At 52.1% G+C, this 25,048-nt stretch carries 27 protein-coding genes and 1 pseudogene; 11 read left to right on the plus strand and 17 right to left on the minus strand.

The window, feature by feature from the left end; translation table 11 throughout:
- The first annotated feature begins 214 nt into the window (after positions 1-214).
- Together KNP06_RS09070 and KNP06_RS09075 are read left to right on the plus strand one after the other, a co-directional pair.
- Entirely contained in the window at positions 215-547 is a 333-nt protein-coding gene (locus tag KNP06_RS09070; protein WP_214711308.1) for a DUF485 domain-containing protein, read from the plus strand.
- Positions 544-2,105 (plus strand): annotated as a pseudogene (locus KNP06_RS09075) (solute symporter family protein). The gene KNP06_RS09070 and the pseudogene KNP06_RS09075 overlap by 4 nt, the downstream one beginning before the upstream one ends.
- A 34-nt stretch (positions 2,106-2,139) precedes the next feature.
- Here the strand turns inward: KNP06_RS09075 and KNP06_RS09080 are convergent.
- Together KNP06_RS09080 and KNP06_RS09085 are read right to left on the minus strand one after the other, a co-directional pair.
- A complete protein-coding gene (locus KNP06_RS09080) occupies positions 2,140-2,592 on the minus strand; it encodes a CcdC family protein (RefSeq protein ID WP_034779932.1) in 453 nt (150 codons plus the stop codon).
- Positions 2,593-2,612: 20 nt separating this feature from the next.
- Positions 2,613-3,311 (minus strand): cytochrome c biogenesis CcdA family protein, encoded by a 699-nt coding sequence (locus tag KNP06_RS09085; RefSeq protein WP_214711307.1) that lies wholly within the window; start codon positions 3,309-3,311, stop codon positions 2,613-2,615.
- Positions 3,312-3,503: 192 nt separating this feature from the next.
- On the opposite strand from KNP06_RS09085, the gene KNP06_RS09090 reads away from it, so the two are divergent.
- Positions 3,504-3,683, plus strand: a complete 180-nt coding sequence (locus tag KNP06_RS09090; protein WP_034777785.1) for an aspartyl-phosphate phosphatase Spo0E family protein — start codon at positions 3,504-3,506, stop codon at positions 3,681-3,683.
- A gap of 83 nt (positions 3,684-3,766) precedes the next feature.
- On the opposite strand, the gene KNP06_RS09095 is transcribed toward KNP06_RS09090, so the two are convergent.
- The 7 genes from KNP06_RS09095 to KNP06_RS09125 form a co-directional block, all read right to left on the minus strand.
- Positions 3,767-5,530, minus strand: coding sequence for an ABC transporter ATP-binding protein (locus KNP06_RS09095; protein WP_034777786.1), 1,764 nt, complete (start codon positions 5,528-5,530; stop codon positions 3,767-3,769).
- On the minus strand, positions 5,520-7,274 hold the full coding sequence (locus tag KNP06_RS09100) for an ABC transporter transmembrane domain-containing protein (RefSeq protein WP_214711394.1): 1,755 nt from the start codon (positions 7,272-7,274) through the stop codon (positions 5,520-5,522). Before KNP06_RS09100 ends, KNP06_RS09095 begins: the two co-directional genes overlap by 11 nt.
- A gap of 129 nt (positions 7,275-7,403) precedes the next feature.
- Positions 7,404-7,634 (minus strand): YneF family protein, encoded by a 231-nt coding sequence (locus KNP06_RS09105; protein ID WP_138859339.1) that lies wholly within the window; start codon positions 7,632-7,634, stop codon positions 7,404-7,406.
- Positions 7,635-7,758: 124 nt separating this feature from the next.
- Positions 7,759-9,750 carry a transketolase gene (gene tkt, locus KNP06_RS09110; protein ID WP_214711306.1) on the minus strand — a complete coding sequence of 664 codons (1,992 nt, stop codon included), beginning with the start codon at positions 9,748-9,750 and terminating at the stop codon, positions 7,759-7,761.
- A gap of 199 nt (positions 9,751-9,949) precedes the next feature.
- Complete coding sequence (locus tag KNP06_RS09115; protein WP_034777788.1) at positions 9,950-10,183, minus strand: DUF896 domain-containing protein; 234 nt, start codon at positions 10,181-10,183, stop codon at positions 9,950-9,952.
- 60 nt (positions 10,184-10,243) lie between these two features.
- A complete protein-coding gene (locus KNP06_RS09120) occupies positions 10,244-10,888 on the minus strand; it encodes a YneB family resolvase-like protein (RefSeq protein ID WP_034777790.1) in 645 nt (214 codons plus the stop codon).
- Positions 10,889-10,960: 72 nt separating this feature from the next.
- Positions 10,961-11,197: a hypothetical protein gene (locus tag KNP06_RS09125; RefSeq protein ID WP_214711305.1), complete on the minus strand. Its 237-nt coding sequence runs from the start codon at positions 11,195-11,197 to the stop codon at positions 10,961-10,963.
- Between the two features lie 205 nt (positions 11,198-11,402).
- Between KNP06_RS09125 and lexA the strand changes: the two genes are divergently transcribed.
- Positions 11,403-12,023, plus strand: a complete 621-nt coding sequence (gene lexA / locus KNP06_RS09130) for a transcriptional repressor LexA (protein ID WP_021067589.1) — start codon at positions 11,403-11,405, stop codon at positions 12,021-12,023.
- Positions 12,023-12,463 (plus strand): metal-binding protein, encoded by a 441-nt coding sequence (locus KNP06_RS09135; RefSeq protein ID WP_214711304.1) that lies wholly within the window; start codon positions 12,023-12,025, stop codon positions 12,461-12,463. Before lexA ends, KNP06_RS09135 begins: the two co-directional genes overlap by 1 nt.
- 93 nt (positions 12,464-12,556) lie before the next feature.
- On the opposite strand, the gene KNP06_RS09140 is transcribed toward KNP06_RS09135, so the two are convergent.
- The 5 genes from KNP06_RS09140 to hflX all read right to left on the minus strand — a co-directional run bounded on the left by KNP06_RS09140 (position 12,557) and on the right by hflX (position 18,252).
- The gene (locus tag KNP06_RS09140) at positions 12,557-13,660 is read right to left on the minus strand and encodes a DNA alkylation repair protein (protein ID WP_214711303.1); all 1,104 of its coding nucleotides are present in this window, start codon (positions 13,658-13,660) and stop codon (positions 12,557-12,559) included.
- Between the two features lie 165 nt (positions 13,661-13,825).
- Positions 13,826-15,166 carry a type I glutamate--ammonia ligase gene (gene glnA, locus KNP06_RS09145; RefSeq protein WP_214707608.1) on the minus strand — a complete coding sequence of 447 codons (1,341 nt, stop codon included), beginning with the start codon at positions 15,164-15,166 and terminating at the stop codon, positions 13,826-13,828.
- A 46-nt stretch (positions 15,167-15,212) separates the two neighbouring features.
- Positions 15,213-15,611 carry a MerR family transcriptional regulator gene (locus KNP06_RS09150; RefSeq protein ID WP_128122378.1) on the minus strand — a complete coding sequence of 133 codons (399 nt, stop codon included), beginning with the start codon at positions 15,609-15,611 and terminating at the stop codon, positions 15,213-15,215.
- A 93-nt stretch (positions 15,612-15,704) separates the two neighbouring features.
- Positions 15,705-17,000, minus strand: coding sequence for a methionine gamma-lyase family protein (locus KNP06_RS09155; RefSeq protein ID WP_214711393.1), 1,296 nt, complete (start codon positions 16,998-17,000; stop codon positions 15,705-15,707).
- Positions 17,001-17,007: 7 nt separating this feature from the next.
- Positions 17,008-18,252 (minus strand): GTPase HflX, encoded by a 1,245-nt coding sequence (gene hflX / locus KNP06_RS09160; RefSeq protein WP_214711302.1) that lies wholly within the window; start codon positions 18,250-18,252, stop codon positions 17,008-17,010.
- A 102-nt stretch (positions 18,253-18,354) separates the two neighbouring features.
- Here hflX and KNP06_RS09165 point away from each other — a divergent pair, with 102 nt between their 5' ends.
- Positions 18,355-19,365: a site-specific integrase gene (locus tag KNP06_RS09165; protein ID WP_214711301.1), complete on the plus strand. Its 1,011-nt coding sequence runs from the start codon at positions 18,355-18,357 to the stop codon at positions 19,363-19,365.
- A gap of 19 nt (positions 19,366-19,384) precedes the next feature.
- On the opposite strand, the gene KNP06_RS09170 is transcribed toward KNP06_RS09165, so the two are convergent.
- A complete protein-coding gene (locus KNP06_RS09170) occupies positions 19,385-19,933 on the minus strand; it encodes a GNAT family N-acetyltransferase (RefSeq protein WP_214711300.1) in 549 nt (182 codons plus the stop codon).
- A 145-nt stretch (positions 19,934-20,078) separates the two neighbouring features.
- On the opposite strand from KNP06_RS09170, the gene KNP06_RS09175 reads away from it, so the two are divergent.
- Genes KNP06_RS09175 through KNP06_RS09185 form a run of 3 tightly spaced genes read left to right on the plus strand, consistent with a single transcriptional unit; the run spans position 20,079 to position 21,238 of the window.
- Entirely contained in the window at positions 20,079-20,744 is a 666-nt protein-coding gene (locus KNP06_RS09175) for an MFS transporter (RefSeq protein WP_214711299.1), read from the plus strand.
- A gap of 12 nt (positions 20,745-20,756) precedes the next feature.
- Positions 20,757-21,032, plus strand: a complete 276-nt coding sequence (locus tag KNP06_RS09180; protein WP_214711298.1) for an MFS transporter — start codon at positions 20,757-20,759, stop codon at positions 21,030-21,032.
- Positions 21,029-21,238 (plus strand): hypothetical protein, encoded by a 210-nt coding sequence (locus KNP06_RS09185; protein WP_214711297.1) that lies wholly within the window; start codon positions 21,029-21,031, stop codon positions 21,236-21,238. The genes KNP06_RS09180 and KNP06_RS09185 overlap by 4 nt, the downstream gene beginning before the upstream one ends.
- A gap of 61 nt (positions 21,239-21,299) precedes the next feature.
- Here KNP06_RS09185 and KNP06_RS09190 read toward each other — a convergent pair whose 3' ends face one another.
- The gene (locus KNP06_RS09190; RefSeq protein WP_214711296.1) at positions 21,300-21,821 is read right to left on the minus strand and encodes a hypothetical protein; all 522 of its coding nucleotides are present in this window, start codon (positions 21,819-21,821) and stop codon (positions 21,300-21,302) included.
- Positions 21,811-22,638 (minus strand): hypothetical protein, encoded by an 828-nt coding sequence (locus KNP06_RS09195; RefSeq protein WP_214711295.1) that lies wholly within the window; start codon positions 22,636-22,638, stop codon positions 21,811-21,813. The genes KNP06_RS09190 and KNP06_RS09195 overlap by 11 nt, the downstream gene beginning before the upstream one ends.
- 88 nt (positions 22,639-22,726) lie before the next feature.
- Between KNP06_RS09195 and KNP06_RS09200 the strand changes: the two genes are divergently transcribed.
- Positions 22,727-23,275, plus strand: coding sequence for a DUF4256 domain-containing protein (locus KNP06_RS09200; RefSeq protein ID WP_214711294.1), 549 nt, complete (start codon positions 22,727-22,729; stop codon positions 23,273-23,275).
- Positions 23,276-23,589: 314 nt separating this feature from the next.
- A complete protein-coding gene (locus KNP06_RS09205; RefSeq protein ID WP_214711293.1) occupies positions 23,590-24,618 on the plus strand; it encodes an RNA-guided endonuclease InsQ/TnpB family protein in 1,029 nt (342 codons plus the stop codon).
- The last annotated feature ends 430 nt before the right edge of the window (positions 24,619-25,048 follow it).

A 25,048-nucleotide genomic window follows, 5' to 3' on the forward strand; every position in this document is an offset into this window, starting at 1 on the left:
CATACGACTACTAGGTCCAAAGTACCTTTTTTCGACAGATTAATTATTCTTAAATACCGTTCATAATATAGACAATATTGAAAACGCTTACAATAAAGTGGTATGACCAATATTAGTATAACATGCATGGGTTTTAGCAATAAAAAATGGATAGCTTTTCCTTTATTTCCATTTCTATAATGTACGTATCTTTATTCCAAAAGGAGGTTTTCCGATGCATGATGTCACGCACGTCACGCGAACTGACAGCACTCGCTCCGCCGAAACAATCGTCGAGAGCTCGTCATTCCACAAGTTGATGCAAGAAAAGAACCGGTTCATTGTTCCATCCATCATCTTCTCACTCATCTTTTATTTTACGTTACCAATCTCCACGAGCTACTTCACGTTCTTGAACATCGCTGTCGCCGGTGAGATCACTTGGGCCTGGGTGCTCGCCTTCGCTCAATTCTTCATGACCTGGACGTTTTGTGTCATGTATAGCCGCCGGGCCCGCCGCTTCGACGAGCTCGTCGCAGCCATCAAACAAGAGGAGGATGGACGATGAACTGGACAGCTATTCTTCTATTCGTCGCGATTGTTGGACTCACGCTCGTCATCACATTTTTCGCCGCCCAAAAGACAAAGACCGCAAGCGACTTTTATACGGCCGACGGTGGTTTGACCGGATTCCAAAATGGTCTGGCCATCGCCGGTGATTATATGTCGGCCGCTTCATTCCTCGGGATTGCCGGGATATTGCCCTCGCCGGGTTCGATGGGTTCTTTTACTCGATTGGTTTCCTCGTTGCCTACCTCGTCGTCCTATATTTGGTCGCCGAGCCGCTCCGTAACCTTGGAAAGTATACGATGGCCGATATGATTGCGGCACGCTTCAACAAGCCGCGCGTGCGAGGGGTTGCCGCCATGAATGCTATCGTCATCTCCATCTTTTATATGATCGCCCAACTCGTCGGCGCCGGGGCACTCATCGAGCTCTTGCTCGGCATCCCCTACACGACGAGCGTCATCGTCGTCGGAATCTTAATGACCGTCTATGTCGTTTTCGGGGGGATGACCGCGACATCATGGGTACAGATCACAAAAGCCGTCTTGTTGATGATCGGGACCGCCATCATTTCATTCCTCGTGTTCGCCCGCTTTGACTTCTCCGTCTTCACCATGTTTTCCGAGGTCAGTAAGGCGACACCGCTCGGGGAGAGCTTCTTGAACCCTGGCAACAAGTTCAAGCTCCCGCTCGATACGATTTCACTCAATTTGGCACTCGTCCTTGGGACGGCCGGTCTACCGCACATTCTCATCCGCTTCTTCACGGTCAAGGATGCACCGACGGCACGACAATCCGTCGTCTATGCGACATGGGTCATCGGTGCGTTCTACATACTGACGATCTTCCTCGGATTTGGGGCCGCCGCGTTCGTCGGATCGGACGCCATCGTCGCCGCCAACCCGGCCGGGAACATGGCCGCGCCGCTCCTCGCCCAAGTGCTCGGCAGTGACTTATTATTCGCTTTCGTGGCCGCCATCGCCTTCGCCACGATCCTTGCCGTCGTCGCAGGACTCGTCCTATCGGCGGCCTCGGCGTTCGCCCACGACTTTTATGGTCATATCATCCGGAAGGGCGAAGCGACAGAGAAAGAACAAGTCACAGCGGCCCGGATAGCTTCAATCGCGGTCGCACTCGTCTCGATGGGACTCGCCTTCTTCGCCCAATCGATGAACGTCGCATTTCTCGTCTCTCTCGCATTCGCTGTCGCTGCCAGCGCGAACTTGCCGGTCATTTTGTTCACGATTTATTGGAGACGGTTCAATACGGGCGGAGCCGTGTTCGGAATGGTCGTCGGATTATTCTCGTCGCTTTTCCTCGTCGCCATCAGCCCGAACGTGTGGGCACCGGATGGCTCGGCAATCTTTATCGGTGAGGCGTTATTCCCGCTCACGAACCCGGGAATCGTCTCGATCCCGCTCGGCTTCCTGGCCGCCATCGTCGGGACGTACGTGACGAAGTCGGACGAAGTCGCCGGAAACTTCGAACGCATCCTCGTCAAAGCGAACACCGGGATCGATGCCGAGACGGAAGCTGCCATGACGAAAAAATCTTCATAATCGACAAAACGGCGTCCCTCGCGAGGGACGCCGTTCATGTTGAAGCGATTTGTTTATATTTTTGGTACATGGCGATGCGCCATGGGACGATCATGCCCCAGGCAATCAAGTAGAACAGTCCGCCCGTCGCGAAAATATTGACTTCGTCTCCGAGAAACGCCTTCATGACCGTCCGAATCGCCAATAAGACGAAGACGACGATAAAGAACGCTTTCGAGCGGGATAAGTACACCTCACCATCACGTTTCTCGAAGTTCGATGTCTTGATGAGAAATACGCTGAAAATCAATCCGACGATTAAAGCTTCTCCGACCTCGAGCCAAGTCAATCGAAACGCCGGGACGAGAAATTGCAACATCCCGGTCGACATCGCCAAGGGCGGAATCAAGATCTTTTTAGCATTCGTCGGACGTGCTGATGCTTTGACGCGAACGAAGCTCGCAATCAGGCCCATCATTAGTGCGACGAGGGTCGATCCCCAAAATATCGACATTCGGTCAACCCCTTTTAAAATCCGGTGAATCCTACTAATTCGCTCATCCAAGCAGCGAAGCGATTCATGCCATCAAAATATAATACGACGCCGAAGGCCATCATCAAATAACCTCCGAATTTTGCCAACTTGGCACTGTTGCGCGCCAAGTATTTGATTTTCCCGACAAAGCTCGCCATGATGAGGAATGGGATGGCGAAGCCGATGACGTACGCCAACATATAGCCCATCCCTTGACTCGGGTTCGAGGCCGCGAGCGCGATGACACCGGCAAGAATCGGTCCGGTACACGGGGTCCACCCCGCCGCGAATCCAATTCCGATCAATGCCGTTCCAAAGTAGCCGCTTTTACGCTCCCCTAAAGCGAGCTTTTTCTCGCGCATCATGAAACTAGGTTGCCAAAGTCCCGCCAAAAAGACGCCGAATACGAAGATGAGGATGGCACCGAACATGCGCAAACTATCCTTATATTGAATGAACACGTCGGCAATGAGCGAGGTCGACAGACCGAGCACGAGGAAGACGATCGAGAAACCAATCAAGAATGAGAACGTGTGAAACCAGGCCGTGCGTTGTCGCAGTCCCTCGCTCTTTAAATCAGAGACTGAGACCCCAGTGATATACGATAAAAAGACTGGATACAACGGTAGCGTGCAGGGTGATAAAAATGATAAGACGCCCGCCCCAAATGCGAGCCAAAGTGTGACTTCCATGCGATCTTCCACCTTTCAGCCCCATTATAGCGAAAACCTTTTCAAAATGCTCGCATCTTTTTCCGAGCACCTTACATGATTGAATTTGTAATCTTTGAAATGGAAATGAAACTTGTAAACGGTAGTGTTAGATGCTAAGATTTGGATATTCTTATTAGTCAGTATCGATCTTACAATGATGGGGGAAACACCGTGGCGGTCATCACAGCTGAAAACTTACATTATGCCATTGAACAGAAACGCGATGAACTGTATGAAATCGCCTCGCAGCACAGTTGGACGTCTCCAGAAGTGATTCATGTCAGCCAAGAATTGGACAAGCTGATTACACGTCACGTCCTAGCCATACACGCTTCAGACCACATAAATTAATCGAACCAAACGGCCCGTCCTTCTTTGAAGTGGCGGGCTTTTTCCATGGAAAAAAGACACCTTGACGGTGTCTTTTTTGTAATTTATGACATCAGACGTTGACCAGATTGAAGTTCGTACATCTTTTTGTACAGCCCATCCTGTTTTAAAAGCGCCTGATGGTTACCTCGTTCGACGATCTCACCCCGATGAAGGACGAGAATCAAGTCGGCATCTTGAATCGTCGACAGACGGTGAGCGATGGCAATCGTCGTCCGTCCCCGTCTCATCCGATCGAGGGCGAGCTGGACACGCTCCTCGGTCTCGGTGTCAATCGAACTCGTCGCCTCATCTAAAATCAAAATCTTCGGGTCACGGGCGACCGTCCGGGCGAAGGCGAGCAGTTGCCGTTCTCCGCTCGAGAATGTCGCGCCGCGCTCACCGACCGTATGTCCGTAACCGGCCTCAAGCTTCTCGACGAACGTATGAGCTTGCACGAACTCGGCCGCTTCCCGGACTTTGTCCGAGTCGATCGTCGGATTGAACAGTTTCAAGTTATCCTCGATCGTCCCTGTGAACAAAAATGGATCTTGGAGCACAAGCCCGACTTTGGCTCGGAGCTCGGCTTCCTCGAACTGCTCAATCGGATACCCGTCGATCGTGATTTGGCCTGATTGATACGGATAGAACCGGGTCAACAGGTTGATGATCGAACTCTTTCCGCTACCCGTGTGACCGACGAGGGCGACCGTCTCGCCTGGTTTGGCGACGAATGATATCTGTTTCAATACATCGACTTCCCCATCGTAGCTGAACGTGACGTTCTCGAACCGGACTTCCCCGGAGCCGATTTCGGCAGGACCGGCAAGACTCTTTCCTGGAGCCGGTTCATCCGTGTCCAAGATTTTGAAGACACGGTCCGCCGAGACGACCGCCTGTTGAAACTCGCTCAAACGTTGCATGATGTCGAGCACCGGACGGAAGATGCGCTCGATGTAGCTGATGAAGGCATAGACGACCCCGACCTGCACTTGCTCGGTCGTCGACAAGACGCCGTAATAGCCGAGCAGTCCAATGATGGAGAAGGCGAGCAACAGCTCGATGATCGGTCGCAGCAACATGCTGTCGAGCTTCAAGTTTCGATAACGTGCCTCTTGGTGGGCCTCGTTCGTTTCTTCGAACTGGCGGACGAGCCGCTCTTCTTGTCGGAACTGTTGAACGATTCCCATCCCGTTGATCGATTCATTCAATTGCCCGTTCAATTGTGACAACAAGTCACGCACTTGGGCAAAATATTTTGTCGAATAGCGGCGATACGCCCAGATGATGAGCCAGAACAGCGGAACAAGGACGAGCCCCATCGTCGCGAGCGTCGGTTCGAGGATATAAAGGAACACGTACGTCCCGACCAATTGAACTGCTGACTGTACGAACGTGCTCATTACCCCGACGTACAGTTCCTTGACGGCCTCGGTGTCGTTCGTGATTCGAGAGACAAGCACTCCCGCCGGAGTCCGGTCAAAGTAGGCGAGCCGCATCCCCATCACATGTCGGAAGATATCCATCCGGATGTTTTGCACGATCTTCAAGGCAATCTTTTGGAACGAAATCGACTGCAAGTAGTCGAAGATGATCGCCGAGATATGGAGGACGAGATAGACGACGAGCAAGGTGACGACCCAGTTTGTCGGATAGACGCCAGGCGTCACGAACTCATCGATGAACACTTTGATTAAGAACGGGCCTGCTAGTTTTGCGCCGGTGGCGAGCAACAAGAACACAAAAGCGAGTCCGAGCGGACGTGCGTAGCGGTTCGTGTAGGCCAACAGGCGTTTGATGACCGCCCATTCCTGAACGTCATGCTTCATGGTGGCCACCTCCTTCGACAATCGCCTCAAGTTGTTGGCGATCGTACGTGTCTTTGTACCAACCGGGCTCGCGAATCAAGTCCTGATGACGCCCGCGTTGGATGATTCGACCGTCCTCAAGGACGAGAATCTCATCAGCATGCTCGACCGCAGACAGTCGATGCGCCACGATCAAGCGGGACTGGTCAGGGTTCCCGGTCCGGAAATGCTCGATGATCGCCTCCTCCGTCTTCGCATCGACAGCCGAGAGGGCATCGTCGAGGATCAACACGTCCGCCTCAATCATGAGGGCACGTGCGATTGAAATCCGTTGCTTCTGACCACCCGACAACGTCACACCCCGTTCCCCGACGAGCGTGGCGTATCCTTCCGGCAGCCGCATGATGTCATCATGAACCTCGGCGATTTTGGCCGCCTCCATGATTTCGTCGAGTTTCGCTTCCGGTTTGCCGAATGCGATATTGTTCGCAATCGAATCGCTGAACAAGAAATGATCTTGCGGGACGACGGCGACTTTATCGAGCAGAAGTGATTTTTTCACTTGGCGAATGTTGATACCACCGATTTTGATCGTCCCATCATGTACGTCATACTCTCGTGTCAACAAGCGTACAATCGTCGTCTTACCAGAACCGGTACGGCCGACGAGTCCGAGCGTCCGTCCGCGTTCGAGGCGGAATGTGACGTCTTGCAGGACGGGCGTCTCGTCATAGCGGAACGCACGAATATCCGCTTCGATCTCCGAATGGGCGAGTTTCGTCGCCGCCATCGGGTCATCCTGAATCTCAGGTTTGACGGCGAGCATCCGCTCGATCCGGTCGTAAGACGCCCGCCCTCGTTCGACGATATTGAACAGCCAGCCGAACGCGAGCATCGGCCATGTGAGCAAGCCGAGATAGGCGGTGAAACTAACGATCTGTCCGATGGTCAGCTCTCCTTGTTCAATCAAATACGCGCCATAACCGATCGACAAGATATACGAGAGGCCGACGATTCCGAAGATGGTCGGGTCGTACAAGGCGTCGATTTTCGCGACACGTACGTTTTTCGCCATGACTTCGTCGGATAACTTCTCGAACGAGTCGACGTCGCGGCCGACTTCCCCGGTCGACTTCAACACCCGGACACCGCTGACGCTCTCTTGGACTTTATCGTTTAGTTCAGAGAACGCCGCTTGGGCGACCCCGAACCGATTATGTAAGAGCTTGCCGTATCGCGTCGTCAACGCGACCATGATCGGCAGCGGCAACAATGCTACAACCGTCAACTTCCAACTGATGGTCGTCACCATCGTGATGATGACGAACGTCCCCATGGTTATGCTGTCGACAAGTGTCAAAATCCCCGCACCCGCCGTCGTCGAGACGGCCTGGACATCGTTTGTCGCATGGGCCATCAAATCCCCGACCCGCGACTTCTTATAAAACCGTTGATCTAAATCGGTGAAATGGCGATAGAGTTGACTCCGCAACATCCTACCGAGGCGAATCGAAGCCCCGAAGATGAAGTATCGCCAGAAGAAACGGGCCACATAGTTCCCGATCCCGACGGCCGCGAGCCCGCCGAGCAACATCCATAATAAATCTGTTCCAAGCGTTCCCCGGTTGATCTCATCGACGATTCGGCCGATGATGCGCGGCGGTATAAGTTCGAGCGCCGCGACGAACATGAGTAAGACGATGCCGAGCGCATACGTCCGCCACTCGAGCTTGAAGAACCAAGCCAGTTGTTTGAATACACGAATTGGAAACACCCCCTATGTTGTCTTGAATTCAGACTATTCTATTAGATTAGCGAAAGTTTGTTCGATTGTCTAACAAAAACTGGATGAAAAAAGCACTTTGCGGGCGCAAAGTGCTTCGGTCAATCGAGTTTATTTCTTTTCGTTCTTCATTTGAACGTTCATGGCGCGCATCACTTGGTTGACTTTCTTCTGTGACGGCTTTTGACCCATTTGCATCATCAATGTACGAATCATATCTTCGTTGATCGGTGGGTTCTGTTCGAGGTAGTTCATCATGTATTTACGAGCGATAAAGAAACCGATCGCGATACCCCCGATTAGTGCTGCCACGACAAGAAGAATCCAGAATAATGTACTCAAGGCTTAACCTCCTCTACCATATGAAACATCGTTTTTTACTATACACTATATTACGCTAATTCGCTAGTCGTCTGAAAAAAAAGTGGTGACCCAAAACCTCCGGGCCACCACTGACAATATGCGATTAAAGTGATTTGACAGCTGCGACGACGTTGTCGACCGACATGCCGTATTCTTTCATGAGGAGATCTCCAGGAGCAGAGGCGCCGAACTTGTCGATGCCGAGTACTTTTCCGCCGAAACCGACGTACTTGTACCAACCGAGCGTCGCGCCCGCTTCGAGCGAGACACGTTTCGTGATTGACGACGGAAGGACCGATTCTTTGTATTCTGCCGATTGAGCTTCGAACAATTCCCACGAAGGCACCGAGACGACAGCCGCGTTCACGCCTTCAGCCGCGAGTGCTTCGCGTGCTTCGACGAGGACGTGTACTTCAGAACCTGTACCGAGAAGGAGGACGTCTGCCTCGCTTGAGTTGCCGGCGACGACATAGCCACCTTTAGCTGCGTCTTCGATCGACGTGCCTTCGAGTTCTGGCAATGCTTGACGCGTCAAGACGAGAAGTGATGGTGATGTTTTCGTCGTGATTGCTTGCTTCCAAGCCGCGATCGTCTCTTTTCCGTCAGCTGGACGGAGAACAGACAAGTTTGGCATCGCACGGAAGCTCATCAAGTGCTCGACCGGTTCGTGCGTCGGGCCATCTTCGCCGACCGCGATTGAATCGTGCGTCAAGACGAACGTTGATGGGATTCCCATGAGCGCAGCAAGTCGAACTGCCGGGCGAAGGTAATCCGAGAAGACGAAGAACGTCGCGCCGTATGGGAGGACCCCACCGTGGAGCGCCATCCCGTTGACGGCTGCTGCCATCGCGAATTCACGGACTCCGAACCAGATGTTGCGGCCGGCTGGATCTTCATCGAAGTCCGCAGCGCCTTTGATCATCGTGTTGTTTGAGCCAGCGAGGTCAGCCGAGCCTCCGAAGAGAGTCGGAACCGCTTTGGCGATCGCGTTCAATACTTCACCGCTCGTTTGACGAGTCGCTTTTTTCGAACCGATTTCGAACGTCGGCAATTCGCTGTCCCAACCTTCTGGGAGCTCGTTGTTCATCGCACGTTCGAACTGGGCACCAAGTTCAGGGTGTGCTGACTTGTAAGCTTCAACGAGTTCGTTCCAGTCCGCTTCATGCTTCGCGCCTGGCTCAACGACTTTATCGTTGAACAAGTCGTATACTTCGTTCGGTACGTAGAAGTTCTCGCCTTCCCACTTGTAGAACTGCTTCGTGAGTTCAATTTCAGCTTCGCCGAGTGGCGCACCGTGTGATGCCGATTTGCCTGACTTGTTCGGTGAACCGAAGCCGATAACCGTCTTCACTTCGATGAGGGTTGGTTTCGACGTTTCAGCTTTCGCTTCGTCGATCGCTTTCGCGATCGTATCGATATCCGTACCATCTTCGACACGGATCACTTGCCAACCGTAGGCGTTGAAACGATCTTCAACGCTTTCCGAGAACGATTTGTGAAGGTCGCCGTCAAGCGAGATATCATTTGAATCGTAAAGGACGACGAGTTTGCCGAGTTTCAAATGACCAGCGAGCGAAGCAGCTTCTGCCGATACGCCTTCCATCAAGTCACCGTCTCCGCAAATCGCGTATGTGAAGTGGTCAACCACTTTGAACTCATCGCGGTTGTACGTCGCTTCCAAATGTTTCTCTGCCATTGCCATCCCGACAGCCATGGCGATCCCTTGTCCGAGCGGTCCAGTCGTCGCGTCGACACCTGCCGTGTGACGGTACTCTGGATGTCCAGGCGTTTTCGAATCCATTTGGCGGAACGATTTGAGGTCGTCCATTGAGAGATCGTAACCAGATAAGTGAAGAAGCGAGTACAAGAGCATCGAACCGTGTCCCGCTGAAAGGACGAACCGATCACGGTTGAACCAGTTCGGGTTTTTCGGGTTGTGACGCATTTTGTCCGTCCAAAGTGTGAACGCCATCGGAGCCGCACCCATCGGCATACCCGGGTGACCTGAGTTCGCTTTTTGGACCGCATCGATTGAGAGTGTCCGAATCGAGTTAATCGCTAATAATTCTTTAGTAGTTGTTTCCACTAATTTCATCCTCTCTGTTGTTAACAAAGTTTCTACCCGTCATATTTTAGCACACTCATTCGTGTGTCACAACTAATTAATTAGTATAACACATTAAATGGAATCGTTTACTTCCTTTCGTTTGAAAACGCATCAATGAGTCCCCCTGATCAACGTTCGCGTATAACAAACATGCACATCCTATATGAAATAGGATGTGCATTCATGGTCATTCTGAGCGGTAACGTTCCTGCTCATCTTTTAATTTTTCTGGCGTTACGTCGTTTCCTTCCGGATCGACGACCTTCATTCCCATCATTTGTGATTTGAATGATTGGCGGAACGCTTGCAAATATTGTTGGCGCAGCGCTTGCTGCTCATCCATCTCTTGTGGTGACAGACCATCTGTCTTTGCTTTGTTGGCGAGGAAATTGATTCGCTCCAACTGTTCAGGTGCTAGCATCGGGCTCGCCCCCTCTCTACTGAATTTGTCCTTCTACTGTACAAAATCAGCGAGCAGGAATCAAGTTTCTGGTACCGACACGTGCTCCAAGTAGCGCCGGTTCACGGTCGCTTTCGATACCTCATAACCAAAACCGCGGAGGGTGGCGGCAATTTCAGCGAACGTGAGTCCACGTTCACGCAATTGGACGATTTCTTCAATCGGAACTTCGATTCGGCTCCGGCCTCCCTGGTCATGGTGCTGGATATTCCGATGCGGATTAAATCCGTTCGCGACCGCCCGACGCATTCCTCGTGAAATTTTAGCGTTATGGATCTTACGTTGATACTCTTCGACGACACTGACGATCTCGAGCACCATCTTCTCGGCGTCGGAGACGATATATTCATCGGACGACTGCATCGTCAACAAGCGCACGTTATGTTTCATGAGCGTATGCAAGATAGCGATTTTTGCATTTCCCCGTCCGAGACGGCTGTCGTCGCTCACGAGCACGGCATCGAGATCAGACGTCGAGACGTGCTCCAATAGATCGAGCAGTCCCGCCCGATTGACCTCATACCCGCTCTCTTGTTCACTGATCACATCGACAACCTCAGCATCAAGACGTCTCGCCATCTGCTTCAATTCGTCCGCCTGACGACTGAGCGACGTCTCTTGGGTGGACTTGTTCGTCGATACGCGACAATAAATGACGACTCGCATCGCGTCACTTCCTTTCTTTCCATTCGCCCTCTACGATACACAGGATGAAGGGATGTTCGCAATCAGAAACGATTATTCGGCGGCGAACCACGTCGTCTTGTCGTCTTTTTCCTCATCCCGTTTAGCGAGAATGTGCGCTTCGAGCGTCTCCGCCTCTTTTAAGGCGACTTCTTCTTCAATACTGTGTTCGACTTTTTGTTCGGTCACGACGACCGCTTCGTTGTCACGAAGCTCTCCGACCGCGAAAAATACGAACATACCGAGTGCCAACATGCCGACTAAGATGATTCCATTGATTGTGTCTCTCATAATCATTGCCTCCTGGGAATAAGAATACACGTTCTCGAGAACGTCTGTTCGTTTATCTGTTCTCATCATAAAACAAGAACTTCTGTTCGGTCAAGCAGAAAAAAACGAACGAATGTTTGTGCGCTCATGTGTTCTTGTGTTAAACTAAACCCATAAAGAATAGGATGCGTTCGCAGGTTATTCGACATAATCGAGGTGAAATCCATTGAAAAAAATGTCAGCAAGACAACAACAGATTCTTGATTTTATAAAAGCCGAGGTCCGGGCGAAAGGGTATCCCCCTTCGGTCCGCGAAATTGGCGAGGCTGTCGGGCTCGCATCGAGCTCGACTGTACACGGTCACTTGGACCGTCTTGAGAAGCGTGGATTGATTCGACGTGATAAGACGAAGCCACGCGCCATCGAGATTTTGGATGAAGAGATGTCCGTCGTCGAAGACCACGATGCCGTCATGTATGTGCCGGTCATCGGGAAAGTCACAGCCGGTACGCCGATCACGGCCATCGAGAACGTGGAAGAACACTTCCCGCTCCCGGCTCACGTCGTCGGTTCCGACAACGTCTACATGCTCTCTGTCTCAGGGGACTCGATGATTAACGCGGGGATCTTGGATGGGGACCGCGTCCTCGTCCGTCAACAGAACACGGCCGACAATGGAGAGATTGTCGTCGCCATGACGGATGAAGGTGAAGCGACCGTGAAGCGGATTTATAAAGAAGCTTCGAAAGTTCGCCTCCAGCCGGAGAACGACGAGCTCGAAGCGATGTATTTCGATAACGTGTCGATTTTAGGGAAGGTCATCGGTGTATACCGCACGATTCACTAATGGCTAGTGGCAAGACACATACCCGTACGAATCTCGTGGCAATCGGTGCTCTTGCGATTGCCACGCCTTTTATTGACATCGATGTTCCGACCGTGTTCCTGCTTGGCGCCCTCATCGGGACGTTCTGGCTCTCCCCGGATCTCGATTTGAAGTCGGACGCCTATTATCGATGGGGACCGCTTCGGGGCTTTTGGCTCCCTTATGTGAAGATTATGCCCCATCGGTCGTTATTCTCGCATTTTCCGCTCTTGAGCGATCTGATCCGGGTCATCTATCTCGGTTTCCCGCTCATGCTTCTGCTCACGGTCACGCCGTATGAGGAAGCTGTCAGATCGTGGCTCGACCTGAACGGGGCAGCATGCTTCTTCGGACTCGTTTTAGCGACGACGCTACATACGACGCTCGACTATGCGTCCACGTTCTTCAAACGTGCGTTTTAACCAGATCGTTATGTTATACGCTAAAAAAGGGCAACCCGTCTAAATAGACAGGGTTGCCCTTTTCGAACCATCGATCGTATCCATACGTAATAATCAATCGTCACGTTTATGCAACATGACATGATTTTCAGCCACTTCTAGTCCATTTACTAACAAGACGACGCGATGCTCCCCTGGATAATGCCGACGGGTCGTCAAATCTGACCAGTCGTGCACTCTGGTCGCTGCAAGTCGCGCGCCCCCAGCGACGGTTCTATTCGCTAGCAGGAATGCTTTACGACTCGCTTTCCCGTTGGCCTTTATAAACGCAATCGCGTATTCGATACGAACATAAGCAGCATCCCCTGGACGAATGGACACATCGTACTGAATCTCGCACGCCTCCCCTATGCGGATCACGTTCGGATGTATAGAAATCGATGAGTCGACGGTTAAATTTGTTTCCTGCGTATAACCGAATATCGTTAACGCGTCAGGATGGGCTGACTTGATCAGTGTCCGGCATCCGTGTCTAATGATCCAATCGGTATGAGGATGCTTGCCCTGCCATCGTCGTGAGACTGCGAGTACAGCTTCTGGGTGATCTTTCGAGATATCGTTGAGGTTGTTAGCGACACTTTTTCTCACATATAATGATGGATCGTCTTTTAACAACTCTAAAATCTCCAACACTGGAGCTGGGTCTTCTTTGAACATCGGTAACGATTCCGCCCACGGAAGGCGAGGACGACAACCCTCACTCGCCAAACGCCGAACATGTTCGTTCGGATGAATGGCCCAAGCTGTCATTTGGTGCATCACACGCGTTGGTTCCCGCAACAAAAAAGACCTGATCGCAAATTCAGAAGACGACTTCTGTGTGAAGCGTTCGAGCGCTGACATCGAGCGTTCCCAATGCTCTTCTGCCTGTCCATACACCGCTACAAAGTCCGGGAAAAACAAATAAGGAAAGCCGACGCAGTCATCTGCAATTTCAACCAATACGTCCAAAGCTGATTCGTAATTCTGTGGCAAATACTGACCTAGTTTTATCGAAATACGTCGAGTACGCCCTTTGAGTGTCAACGCTTCCCACGATTCATCTATGATTGATGCGATAAAAGCCTGTACGTCAAATGACGGATACACGGTTTGAATACGTCGTCCAAATTCCAACAAAAAGGTCTCATCATACACGTCTTTTAATGGTGTTGCCACTTCTCGTCCCCCTATCCCATTCCATTACATTTATAGTGATATACATTCTCCCTCATTATATTGATTAGTTGAAGCGAATTATAGAAAAAGAGTCCTGAATGAGCACTTCATACGAAGACTCGTTCAGGACTCTGATTTTAAAGGGAATATCCCTTATTAGTCGACTTAGTAGAGCGTCATGTACTGATCGCGTTCCCACTCTGTCACTTGCGTACGGAACATATCCCACTCGATTTCTTTCAACTCGAGGAAGTGTTCACCGATGTGGTCACCGAGAGCATCCATCACGACTTTATCGGCACGGAGTACTTCGAGTGCGTCAAAGAGTGTAGCCGGAAGATCATCGATTCCGTTGGCAACACGCTCTGGCTTGTCCATCACGTAGATGTTGCTGTCAATCGGCTTCGGTGCCGTCATGTCTTTCTCGATTCCGTCGAGGCCAGAAGCCAAGAGCGTCGACAAGGCGAGATACGGGTTCGCCGCTGGGTCAACCGAACGCACTTCGATACGCGTCGAGAGGCCACGGGCCGCCGGTACACGAACGAGTGGTGAACGGTTGCGCGCGCTCCATGCTACATAGCAAGGTGCTTCGTAACCAGGCACGAGGCGCTTGTACGAGTTGACAGTCGGGTTACAGACAGCCGTGAACGCACGAGCGTGCTCGAGAATTCCTGCCGTGAAGGCGCGGGCTGTATCTGATAATTCCATGTCGCCGTTCGGGTCGTAGAAGACGTTCGTGTCACCTTTGAAGAGCGACATGTTGGCGTGCATCCCAGAACCGTTGACACCGAAGAGTGGCTTCGGCATGAACGTCGCGTGAAGGCCATATTTCGCTGCAATCGTCTTGACGACGAGTTTGAACGTTTGGATGTTATCAGCCGTTGTGACTGCATCCGCGTATTTGAAGTCGATTTCGTGCTGACCTGGAGCGACTTCGTGGTGTGATGCTTCGATTTCGAAGCCCATGTTTTCGAGCTCGATGACGATCTCTTTACGACAGTTCTCGCCGAGGTCGACCGGTGCCAAGTCGAAGTAACCGCCTTGGTCATTGAGTTCGAGTGTCGGTTTGCCGTTCAAGTCTTTCTTGAAGAGGAAGAACTCAGGCTCTGGTCCGACGTTGAACGCTGTGAAGCCGAGCTTTTGCATGCGCTCGAGGTTACGCTTCAAGCTACCGCGCGGGTCACCGCTGAACGGTGTGCCGTCCGGGTTATAAATATCACAAATCAAGCGAGCGACTTTACCGCTGCCGTCTGTCCACGGGAAGACAACCCATGTGTCGAGGTCTGGATAGAGGTACATGTCTGATTCCTCGATGCGTACGAAGCCTTCGATCGAAGAGCCGTCGAACATCATCTTGTTATCAAGTGCTTTGTCCAATTGGCTGATCGGCACCTCGACGTTTTTAATCGTACCGAGGATATCCGTGAATTGAAGACGAATAAAGCGTACGTCCTCTTCTTGTGCGATCCGTTTGATGTCTTCTTTCGTGAACGTTTTTCTGGCCATGGTAAAATGTCCCCTCTCACATTGTGTAATGGTTAATGTACTGGCGTCATCGATAAAAACGTGACAACTCACCTTGAATGAGCGACGTCTTATTGAAACGGCCAGCTTCTTGAAGCTGTGTTTTCAATAGTTTGTGTAACTCTTGTTCAGAGATCTTTGGTGGTTCCTCGACCGTTGTTTTTGCTGGTTCCACTTCTTTGGCGTCCGCATTGTCGAGCATATGACGAATCGCCGCCAAGTTGAACCCTTGATCGATGAAATCCTTGATCGCGAGTAGACGTTCGACATCATTAAAGGAATAGAGCCGTCGTTTCGATTCCGTCCGACTAGGCGAAATCAGACCCTGTTCTTCATAGTACCGAATCTGTCTACCTGTCAGTTGGGTCAAATCTTGAACGATTCCAATCGGAAACAACGGGTTGGAGCGACGAAATTGATCGGCCATCTCTTACCCCTCCTTTTCTGTCTCACACTGTGAGAATAATACATGACAACTTACCTGTCAATAGATGTTAAGAAAGTTAACATGACATTTCGGTTACAACTTCTGTGAGATTTTGTCACGGTCAAATGTGACGAGCTCTTTCGTGCGTAATTGGCTCAAGGCGAGCATGAGTGCGACCTTGACGTGGGCGTAAGTCAAACCGCCTTGCACATAGGCAGTGTAAGGGGCGCGAAGCGGTCCGTCGGCCGACAGTTCAATCGACGAGCCTTGAATGAATGTCCCGGCCGCCATGATGACATCATCCTCGTATCCCGGCATATAGGCCGGTACCGGCAACGCGTGGGCATTGACCGGTGATGCCATTTGGATGCTCTGACAAAACGCAATCATCTTGTCGCGATCGCGGAACGTTACCGATTGAATCAAATCAGTCCGTGGCGTCGTGTAGTGTGGGTCGGTCTCGAAACCGAGCAATCCGAGCAGGCTCGCCGTCAAGTGTGCCCCTTTCAACGCTTGGGCGACCGTATGTGGCGCCATGTAAAACCCTTGGTACATCTCTTGGAGCGAGTAGAGTGACGGACCGGCCTCGCTCCCGATGCCTGGCGTCGTCATGCGGAACGAACAGCGTTCGACGAGTTCTTTCGTCCCGGCGATATAGCCGCCCGTCTTCGCCAAGCCGCCACCCGGGTTCTTGATGAGCGAGCCGGCCATGAGATCGGCCCCGACGTGGGTCGGTTCGATCGTCTCGACGAACTCGCCGTAGCAGTTGTCGACGAAGATGAAGACGTGCGGATGTGCCGCTTTGATCTTCCTGATCGCCTCACCGATTTCTTGGACCGGGATGCTGCGACGATTGGCGTAACCTTTCGAGCGCTGGATGCCGACGAGCTTTGTCTCAGGACGAATCCGTCCGATGACGGTCTCGACGTCGATTTGGTCCTCTTTCAGCTCGACCGTGTCGTAGCCGACACCGAGCTCTTTGAGCGACCCACGGCCGTCTCCCCGAATCCCGACGATCTCTTCGAGCGTATCGTACGGCTTGCCGGTGATATAGAGCAGCTCATCTCCTGGCAACAACACACCGAACAAGGCAATCCCGATGGCGTGTGTCCCGGAGATGATTTGCGGACGGCATAGGGCGAGGTCCGCCCCGAACACGTCGGCGTAGATCGACTCGAGCGTGTCGCGCCCGATATCGTCATAACCGTACCCGGTCGTCGGATTGAAATGGAAATCCGACACTTTGTGTTTCTTGAACGACTCGAGGACACGGTATTGGTTGAACTCCGCCGTCGCCTCGATCGTTTCAAAATATGGTTTTACCCGTTCTTCCGCCTCGGTCACGAACGGGGCCAATTCATCATAGTACGCAATCTTTTCTTGCCACATCATTGTTTCACACCTCAAATGGTTTCAGCGTCGCATATAGACGCGTGTCTTCTCTCATATATCCGACGAGTTCGACCGAACCGTCATCGAGGAACTTCTCCTCGAGACGATACATCGAATCTTTGGCCGGATGGTAATGCTCGAACGAGCGGACCGGCAAGACGACGTGTACTTTCGTCAACACATCCGCAATCTTATCTTCAATCGCGCCGATGAGCGTCTCAATATCGGTCGAATCGAGCGCCGAGATGACGAGCGGTCCGCCGACGAAGTCTTCGGTCACCCGGTCTTTCTTATTGTATACTTCGAGCTGCGGTACCTCACTGGCCCCAAGTTCCGACAAGACCGAATTCGTCGTGTCGATTTGGTTCATGTAATGCGGATTCGATGCGTCGATGACGTGCAAGACGAGGTCGGCCCCGAGCACTTCCTCGAGCGTCGAGCGGAACGCGGCGACGAGTTTCGTCGGCAAGTCACGAATAAATCCGACCGTGTCCGTGATCAGCACTTTACCGCCCCGCGGCAACTCGAGCTCGCGCGTGAGCGGGTCGAGCGTCGCGAACAGTTCGTCCTGTTCGTACGTATCCGCATCCGTCAAGCGGTTAAAGATTGTCGACTTCCCGGCGTTCGTGTAACCGACGAGCGCGACTTGGAACACACGGTTTTCTTTCCGACGCTCCCGGTAACGGTCACGGTGCGCGACCGTGCCTTCGAGATTTTTCTTGATTTCATCGATGCGGCGCTTGATGTGACGACGGTCGGACTCAAGTTTCGTCTCACCCGGTCCCCGAGTCCCGATTCCGCCACCGAGACGTGACAACTGCGTGCCTTGTCCGATCAAACGTGGAAGCAGGTAGTTCATCTGAGCGAGCTCGACTTGGAGCTTCCCTTCTTTCGATTGGGCCCGTCCGGCAAAGATGTCTAAAATCAATTGCGTCCGGTCAATCAGTTTCATCTCGTCCGGGTCGTTCAGCGAGATGCGGATATTCTTCGATTGGGCCGGCGACAGCTCGGCGTTGAAGATGACGATGTCCGGCTCGAACTGTTCGATGAGCACCGCGAGCTCCTCGACTTTCCCTTTTCCGATGAATGTGCGGCGGTCGACTTGTTGCCGTTTCTGATCGAGACGGGCGACGACCTCACCTCGTGCCGTATCGACCAATTCGACGAGTTCCCCCATCGATTGTTCATATGTCCAATCGTCGACGGTCGGTAATTGACACCCGACGATAATGACTTTCTCTCGTTGCATAAAAATCCCTCATTCCTATAAGTCTCATCCTCCATCTTACCACGAAACGACGAATGGAGAACGTCCGTTTGTGGTACGATATGAGGAGAAGGAGGAACGTCCATGACGAAACGTAGAAAAGAGTATCCATTGCCTGAATATATCGAGGCGTACTTGTTCCATCTCGGCGCGAGCGGCCGTCAACCGTCGACGCTGAAACGCTATCGGTACGATTTGATCGATGTGCACAAATACTTTCATGACCATAACGTCGAGCTCGATGCCCCGGAGGCGTGGCTCGCCGTCCCGCTCGAATCGTGGAAGACGTTCGTCAACGACTTCCTCATCGAGGAGAAGCAATATCAACAGGCGACGGTCGCCCGGATTGTCACCGTCATCAATAGCCTGACCGTCTTCTTGAACCCGCTCCGTAAGAAGATGCTGACGTATGCGCAACCGGCCCACACGCTCACCGTCGACCAGATCGCCTTGCCCGCTGAGTTCAACAAGCTCGTCCGAACGATCCGCTCAACAAGCGGTCTGAGCGAGAATCAGCTTCAGGCGCATCCATACCTCGTCAACCGAAACGAGTTGATCGTCACTCTGTTCTATAAGTACGGTCTCCGGGTCCACCATATCATCCGTCTCCGGATGAACGACCTGCACCTCGCGAGCCACGAGTTCGACGTCTATGACCGGCTCGGCAACCGGTTCACGTTGAAACTTAGTCCAGAGGACCAGGCACTTCTCATGAACTATTTGGCCGACATCCCGACGCCGGTCCGTCCGCGCTGGTACTCGGATGATCCTGTATTCGTCTCTTTCGATTTCGCCCGAATGACATTCCGCTGGGTATATGCGAAGAACCAGCCGAAACAGTTGACGATCGTCATGATCACGAAGATGATGCGCCAATTGAACGAACGGAGCGGTCTCACCCGCTCGGTCACACCATCGATGCTCCGGAACGCCCACGTCTTGAAGACGTACGCGACCGACATGACGTCACTCGAGCGGATGAATGTGACATGTATGCATAAAGAGTCATCACTCCGGCGCTACGAACAGGCGTACGCGGAGTTCGGTAGCGAACTCTACGGCGAACAAATCCCAAACGAAAACCCCGCCTTGTAACAGGACGGGGTTTTGTATGTTAATGGGACCATTCATCTCGCAACAGCCCGTACACGACGTGGTCGACGTAGCGGTCATAGAGCCACTCCGCATTGCGAAGCACCCCTTCTTCGAGGAAACCGAATCGCTCGGGCAGCGCCCGGCTCTTCACGTTCCCAGTTGCGACCCGAATCTCGATTTTATCGAGTTTCAAATCACGGAACCCATAATCGATGACCGTCTCGAGCGCTTGACTCATGATGCCCTTGCCTTGAAAGTCTTGGCCGAGCCAATAGCCGACCGTCCCGCATTTGATGCCCCGGTCGATGTCATTGAAGCCGATCGTCCCGGCGAGCTCGTCCTGATACACAATCGCGAACGATTTCGGATAGCCGCCCGTCTCCATCAATCCTTTGATTCGTCCTTCGATGTTTTGCCGCGAATCTTCGACCGTCTCGGTGTAATCGAGCCACCCGAGCCACTCGCGAAGGTATGGCTTCGATGCCATCGTCAATTGGAACAACGCCTCCGCGTCGTCAATGGTGAACATTCGTAGTTGAAGCTGATCATTGATGTCATAGCGTAACATGTCATTTCCCCCGTTAAGTTACCAATTATTGTGTTCTTCATCATTTCATCGTAAACTATTTGTAAATAATTTGAAAGCGGTGAAAGTATGTAATTCGACCTCATGTCATCCACCCAAAATTGAATAGTTCCGGAGGAGAGTCATGATGAAGTCGTTTTACCTGATGCTGGTCAGTCAATGGCTGGCCAATATTGGTGACGTGCTTTATATCGTCGCCTTAATCGCTTTGTTATATCAACAGACCGGTTCCGCCCTGGCTGCGGCCAGTTTCCCGATTGCCGTCACGCTCGGCATGACCGTGAGCGGTCTGTTCTTTGCCCGCGTCTTATCTCGGTTCACCCTCGGTCAGACGTTGCTCGTCACACAACTGTTGAAGACAGTCTTGCTCGGGGCCGTCATTTGGTCGGAGTCGATTCTCGTCCTCGGCCTCGTCGTGTTCATCGCCTTCTTGGATGGGTTCGCCCGTCCGGTCCAGGCGTCGTTCATCCCCAGGCTGACGACGAATCGCCAACAAGCGAACAGTCTCGTCCAAGGGTCGAACCAGTTCATTCAGCTGGCGATGTGGCCTCTCGGCACGATGGTCGTCGCTTCCTTCTCAAGCGAGCTCGCTCTGATGATCGCGTTGATGTTGTTCATGCTCTCGACGCTCGTCACGCTTCGCTTCGTCCGTTCACTCGACCGCGACGTGACGGTAGAAGATGGCGAATCAGACATATCGCTTAAGGACAGCCTCGCCTTCGTGCGCACTGCTCCTTTCGCCAGGTTAATCACGGTGTTCGTCACGTTCGAGTCGTTCGTCAGCACACTCTGAATCTCGGCGCTCTTGCTCGTCTATCTGGAACGCCACCTCCACATCGATACGGGCTGGTGGGGAACGATGAACGCGAGCTTCTTGATTAGCATGATTCTGGCCAGCGCTTACCTGTATCGCGCAAAGCGCAACAGCTCGCTCGCCGTCAGCTCCATCTTGTCTGTCTTAGCGGCCCTATTGTTCGGCATGACATCTCATATCGCGTTCGCGCTCATCGCGCTCGCGGTTCAAGGATACGCCACCCAGCTCCGCATCATCCAGACACGAACACGGTGCTCCAAGAAATGACACCTGCCTCGCAACTTCCGTACGTGTATAGCGTCCAACAGACGGCCTACACCCTCGCCTTCAGCATCGGCAGCCTGACGTTCGGACTACTCGCGGACGGATTGCCGATTGCCATCGTCTATTTGATTGGCGCAGCGTTGACCGTTCCGCTCGTCTGGCTCGGTCGACAAATCGATTTAACGGACGATGTGATTCAATCTGCATAACAAGACGGCGCCTTCTCGGTCAGAGAGGGCGCCTGTTTGCTGATATGAGTGCTTCATACGATTACTCGTAGTAATGCTTCCCGCCAAAATAGATGGTCGGGCTGCCGCGACGGATGCATTTCAATCCGATCGCCACCTCGACAATCGGTTCCGACATCGTGATGATTTCGAGGACCGTGTCCAATCCGTATATCCGATAGTGGCAAAATGTAACGACGTCCGGTTTGATGTACTCCCACAATTGGAAACGTGTTTCTTGGAGTTGCTCGAGATAGCCTGATTTCATGTAACGAATGATTTGATGTCCTTCAAACTGGTCATGAGGCGTGATCACCACGCCATCGGCATACGATTCATCGATGACTTCCAAGTAGATAATCTCTTCAAAGCGGAGCTTCACGTTCACCATCTCGCTTTGTGGAGGAATCCCATTCGCCTCGAGCCGCTCGCGGAAGGAGGCGTTCCGTTTCCTAGGGTGGTCGGAGAGCTGCAGATTGAACGTCAGAGTCTTAGGTCCGAGGTCATAATTGAAAGCAAATACGTGCATCATCCCGTCATACAAGAATAAATCTTCAAATTTCATTGGAAATCACTTTTCCCGGAAGTTTATACTGAAACGCACCGTACCCATCCCCTTGCGTCAAATCGCCTCCGATAAACAATGAGACGGTTTCTGCCTCGGTCGGGATGAGGAATCGAATGCCTTTCCACTCTTCATATTGGTTTACTATTGACACAAGCTGATGCAAAGCATGTTCTGAAAGTTGTGATACGTCACATCTCACCTTATATGTCTTCGACCACATCCATTTCTCGATGTGTTCTATCGAATGGTCACATCCCGTCCGTTTCGCCCAGATTTCAAAACCGGACAAAAATTCATTCTTTGATGAAACGATATGAAATGATTGAGCGCCAAGCGTGACCAATAAATAAGTGATAAATGATGTAGGTTCTTTCAACTTCGGTAAATAAAACTCTCTCCATTGGCTGTCCCACAAATTGTCCCCCGAAAAATCATAGAGTGATTCCATTTGTGCAGAGAATGAATCTGGATAATGAAATGTCTGACTGTGTGCTAATAAAAAATCGAGGAAAGAAACATTGTGTCCGGCTAGCTCGATGGACACAACTTTTTCTGTATATAATTTGCGATGATACGAATTATACAAAAAGACTAATTTTTCATTCGAATAGATGCCAATCGGTAACGTCAAATCGATCCATCGAAGCTGAAGTAATTCTTGCTTCGTCACATGTAAGTTCAGTTCGGAATAATCTGTCACACGGTAAGAATCATTCAGCAGACAATCAGACCAAATCGTTTTGATTTGAAACAAATCAATCGTCTGGAACGTCTGCTCGTGTAGCTGCTGAACATTAACCTCTTCAAAGTTCATCGTACATTCCCCTTTCTCTAAATGAATTATAAATAGATAACGAAAATATCTTATACTGATAAAAACTGCTGAAATGGAGTGAAGAATCATGGCTAACTTCTCAACTGGAGACAGAAACGAGTTATTCGCTATTCTCGAAGCACGTTTTCACACCCACATGGAACGACATCCCAATGTCGTCTGGTCAGACGTGTTCACGAAACTGGAGACGGATTCGAACAAGCTCATCATACTCTCTGAAATGGAGCGGACCGGAGGGGAACCTGATGTGATTCGACTTCCGAATGGCGCCTTAGCTTTTTGCGACTGCTCACCTGAAAGTCCGAGCGGCCGACGCAGCCTATGCTATGACGATGCGGCGTTAGCGGCACGAAAGAAAAACAAACCGGATGGGAGTGCCGTCGCATCAGCTGAGAAGATGGGAATCGAGCTACTCGACGAAGCAACGTATCGCCATCTGCAGACGCTCGGCTCATTTGACTTGAAAACGTCGAGTTGGATTGCTACACCGGAAGCGATTCGTCAAAAAGGCGGCGCCTTGTTCTGCGACCGCCGCTATGACCATATCTTTGTCTATCATAATGGTGCCGATTCATATTATGCGGCCCGTGGATTCCGCGGGATGCTCATCCTCTAAGCAAGGCTACGCGCCTTGCTTTCTTATGTAAAAAGCCAATTGAAGAAAACAGGAATATATTTGATGAAGAAGAGGCTTACGAAAAAGAGCGAGGGTACCTTTAACTGATTTAGGCGAGAATTATCCCTCCTCTAAGCGTCTGGGGCGAAGCCCGGTGTAGGTGGGAGATGAATCGCCCGTCCCCGACGCCCTCGGCCACTGCTATGACAGAACGACGAACAAAAGTTCGTGATTTCGTCAGATTTCCTTGCCCCCTCCGCGGGTATCGGAATGGGACGAGCATCATCCTGACACTGGGCAAAGGAGGGACGGACATGCTGAAGGCATACAAATACCGGCTCCACCCGACCTTGGCACAGGCCGAGTTCCTGATCCGGACGATCGGTTGCGCCCGCTTCATCTACAACAAGCTGCTCGAGGACCGCATCACCATCCACGAGGAGGCGAAGGCGAAGCTGCACCTCGACACGGCGTTCGCAAAGTTCTTCGCCGGGACGGCCGGTTTCCCGGTGTTCAAGTCGAGACGAAAATCGCGCGCGTCCTACACGACGAACAACCAGCACGGCACGATCCGCATCGAGGCGGGAAAAGTCCGTCTGCCGAAGGTCGGGTTCATCCGGTTCACACAGCACCGAAGTTTCGACGAGGAGATCCGCTCGGCGACCGTGTCGATGACACGGACGGGCACGTTCTTCGTGTCGCTCCTCGTCGAGCAGGCCGACGAGCCGTGGGTCCCGGCCGAGCACAAGGTCGGGATCGACCTCGGGCTGGAACACTTCGCCACCATGACGAACGACGCGCTCGTCACAGAGAAGGTCCCCAACCCGCGCAACCTGCGACAGGCCGAGGCGGGGCTCAAACGAGCGCAGCGCGCCCTCGCCCGCAAGAGGCCCGGCAGCCGGAACCGTGAGAAGGCGCGGCTCCTCCTCGCGAAGAGACACGGACAGGTCAAGAACCGGCGGCACGACTTCCTCCACAAGCTGTCTCGACGCATCGTCGACGAGAACCAAGTCGTCGTGGTCGAGACGCTCCGAACGAGGGAGATGATGCGGGACCGCCGCCTGGCGAAATCGATCGGGGACGCCGGATGGGGCGAGTTCGTCCGACAACTCGAATATAAATGTAGGTCCCACGGGCGGACGCTGATCAAGGCCGACCCGTGGTTCGCCTCGACCCAAGTCTGTTCGAGCTGCGGCGAGAACGGCGGCAAGAAGGACTTGCATATCCGGGAGTGGACATGCGGCGCGCACCACGACCGCGACGTCAACGCAAGCCTCAACCTGTTGCGCCTCGCCGACCGGAACAACTCAGGGCAGGGACTGCCCGATGAGCTTGGTAAATAATCGTAGCTAGTAAAAGTACGGTCTTCCCAAGAAGCTCCCACTTCAGGTTGCGAAGCAAGCAAGTGGTGAGTAGTTCACATAACAAATACATGCCGGCGGTAGATAAAATGATACCTAGACAAGCAATTAAAAATAGGTCAATCGCTAACATCTTTCTTGTGACTCCCTTTTTTATATAAATGTGGTATTTGAAATAAAATAATGAACACCGAGTGCTCACCTGTTCAAATTTTAGAGCCTGCCCTCCTATATGTCTACCAAAAACTGCAAATGAATGAACGGATGGGCATGATGGTTTATCTCACGTCTACATCACCCCAACAAAAAAACTGCAGACGATTTGAAGTGCTCCCTGTCAAGTAGACAGGACAAATAATGAAAACCAGCCTAGGCGGCTTGAGACCTGTATTCGACAGGGCTCAAGCCGTTT

Source organism: Exiguobacterium sp. s21, assembly GCF_018617975.1.
Taxonomy (GTDB): Bacteria; Bacillota; Bacilli; order Exiguobacteriales; family Exiguobacteriaceae; genus Exiguobacterium; species Exiguobacterium mexicanum_A.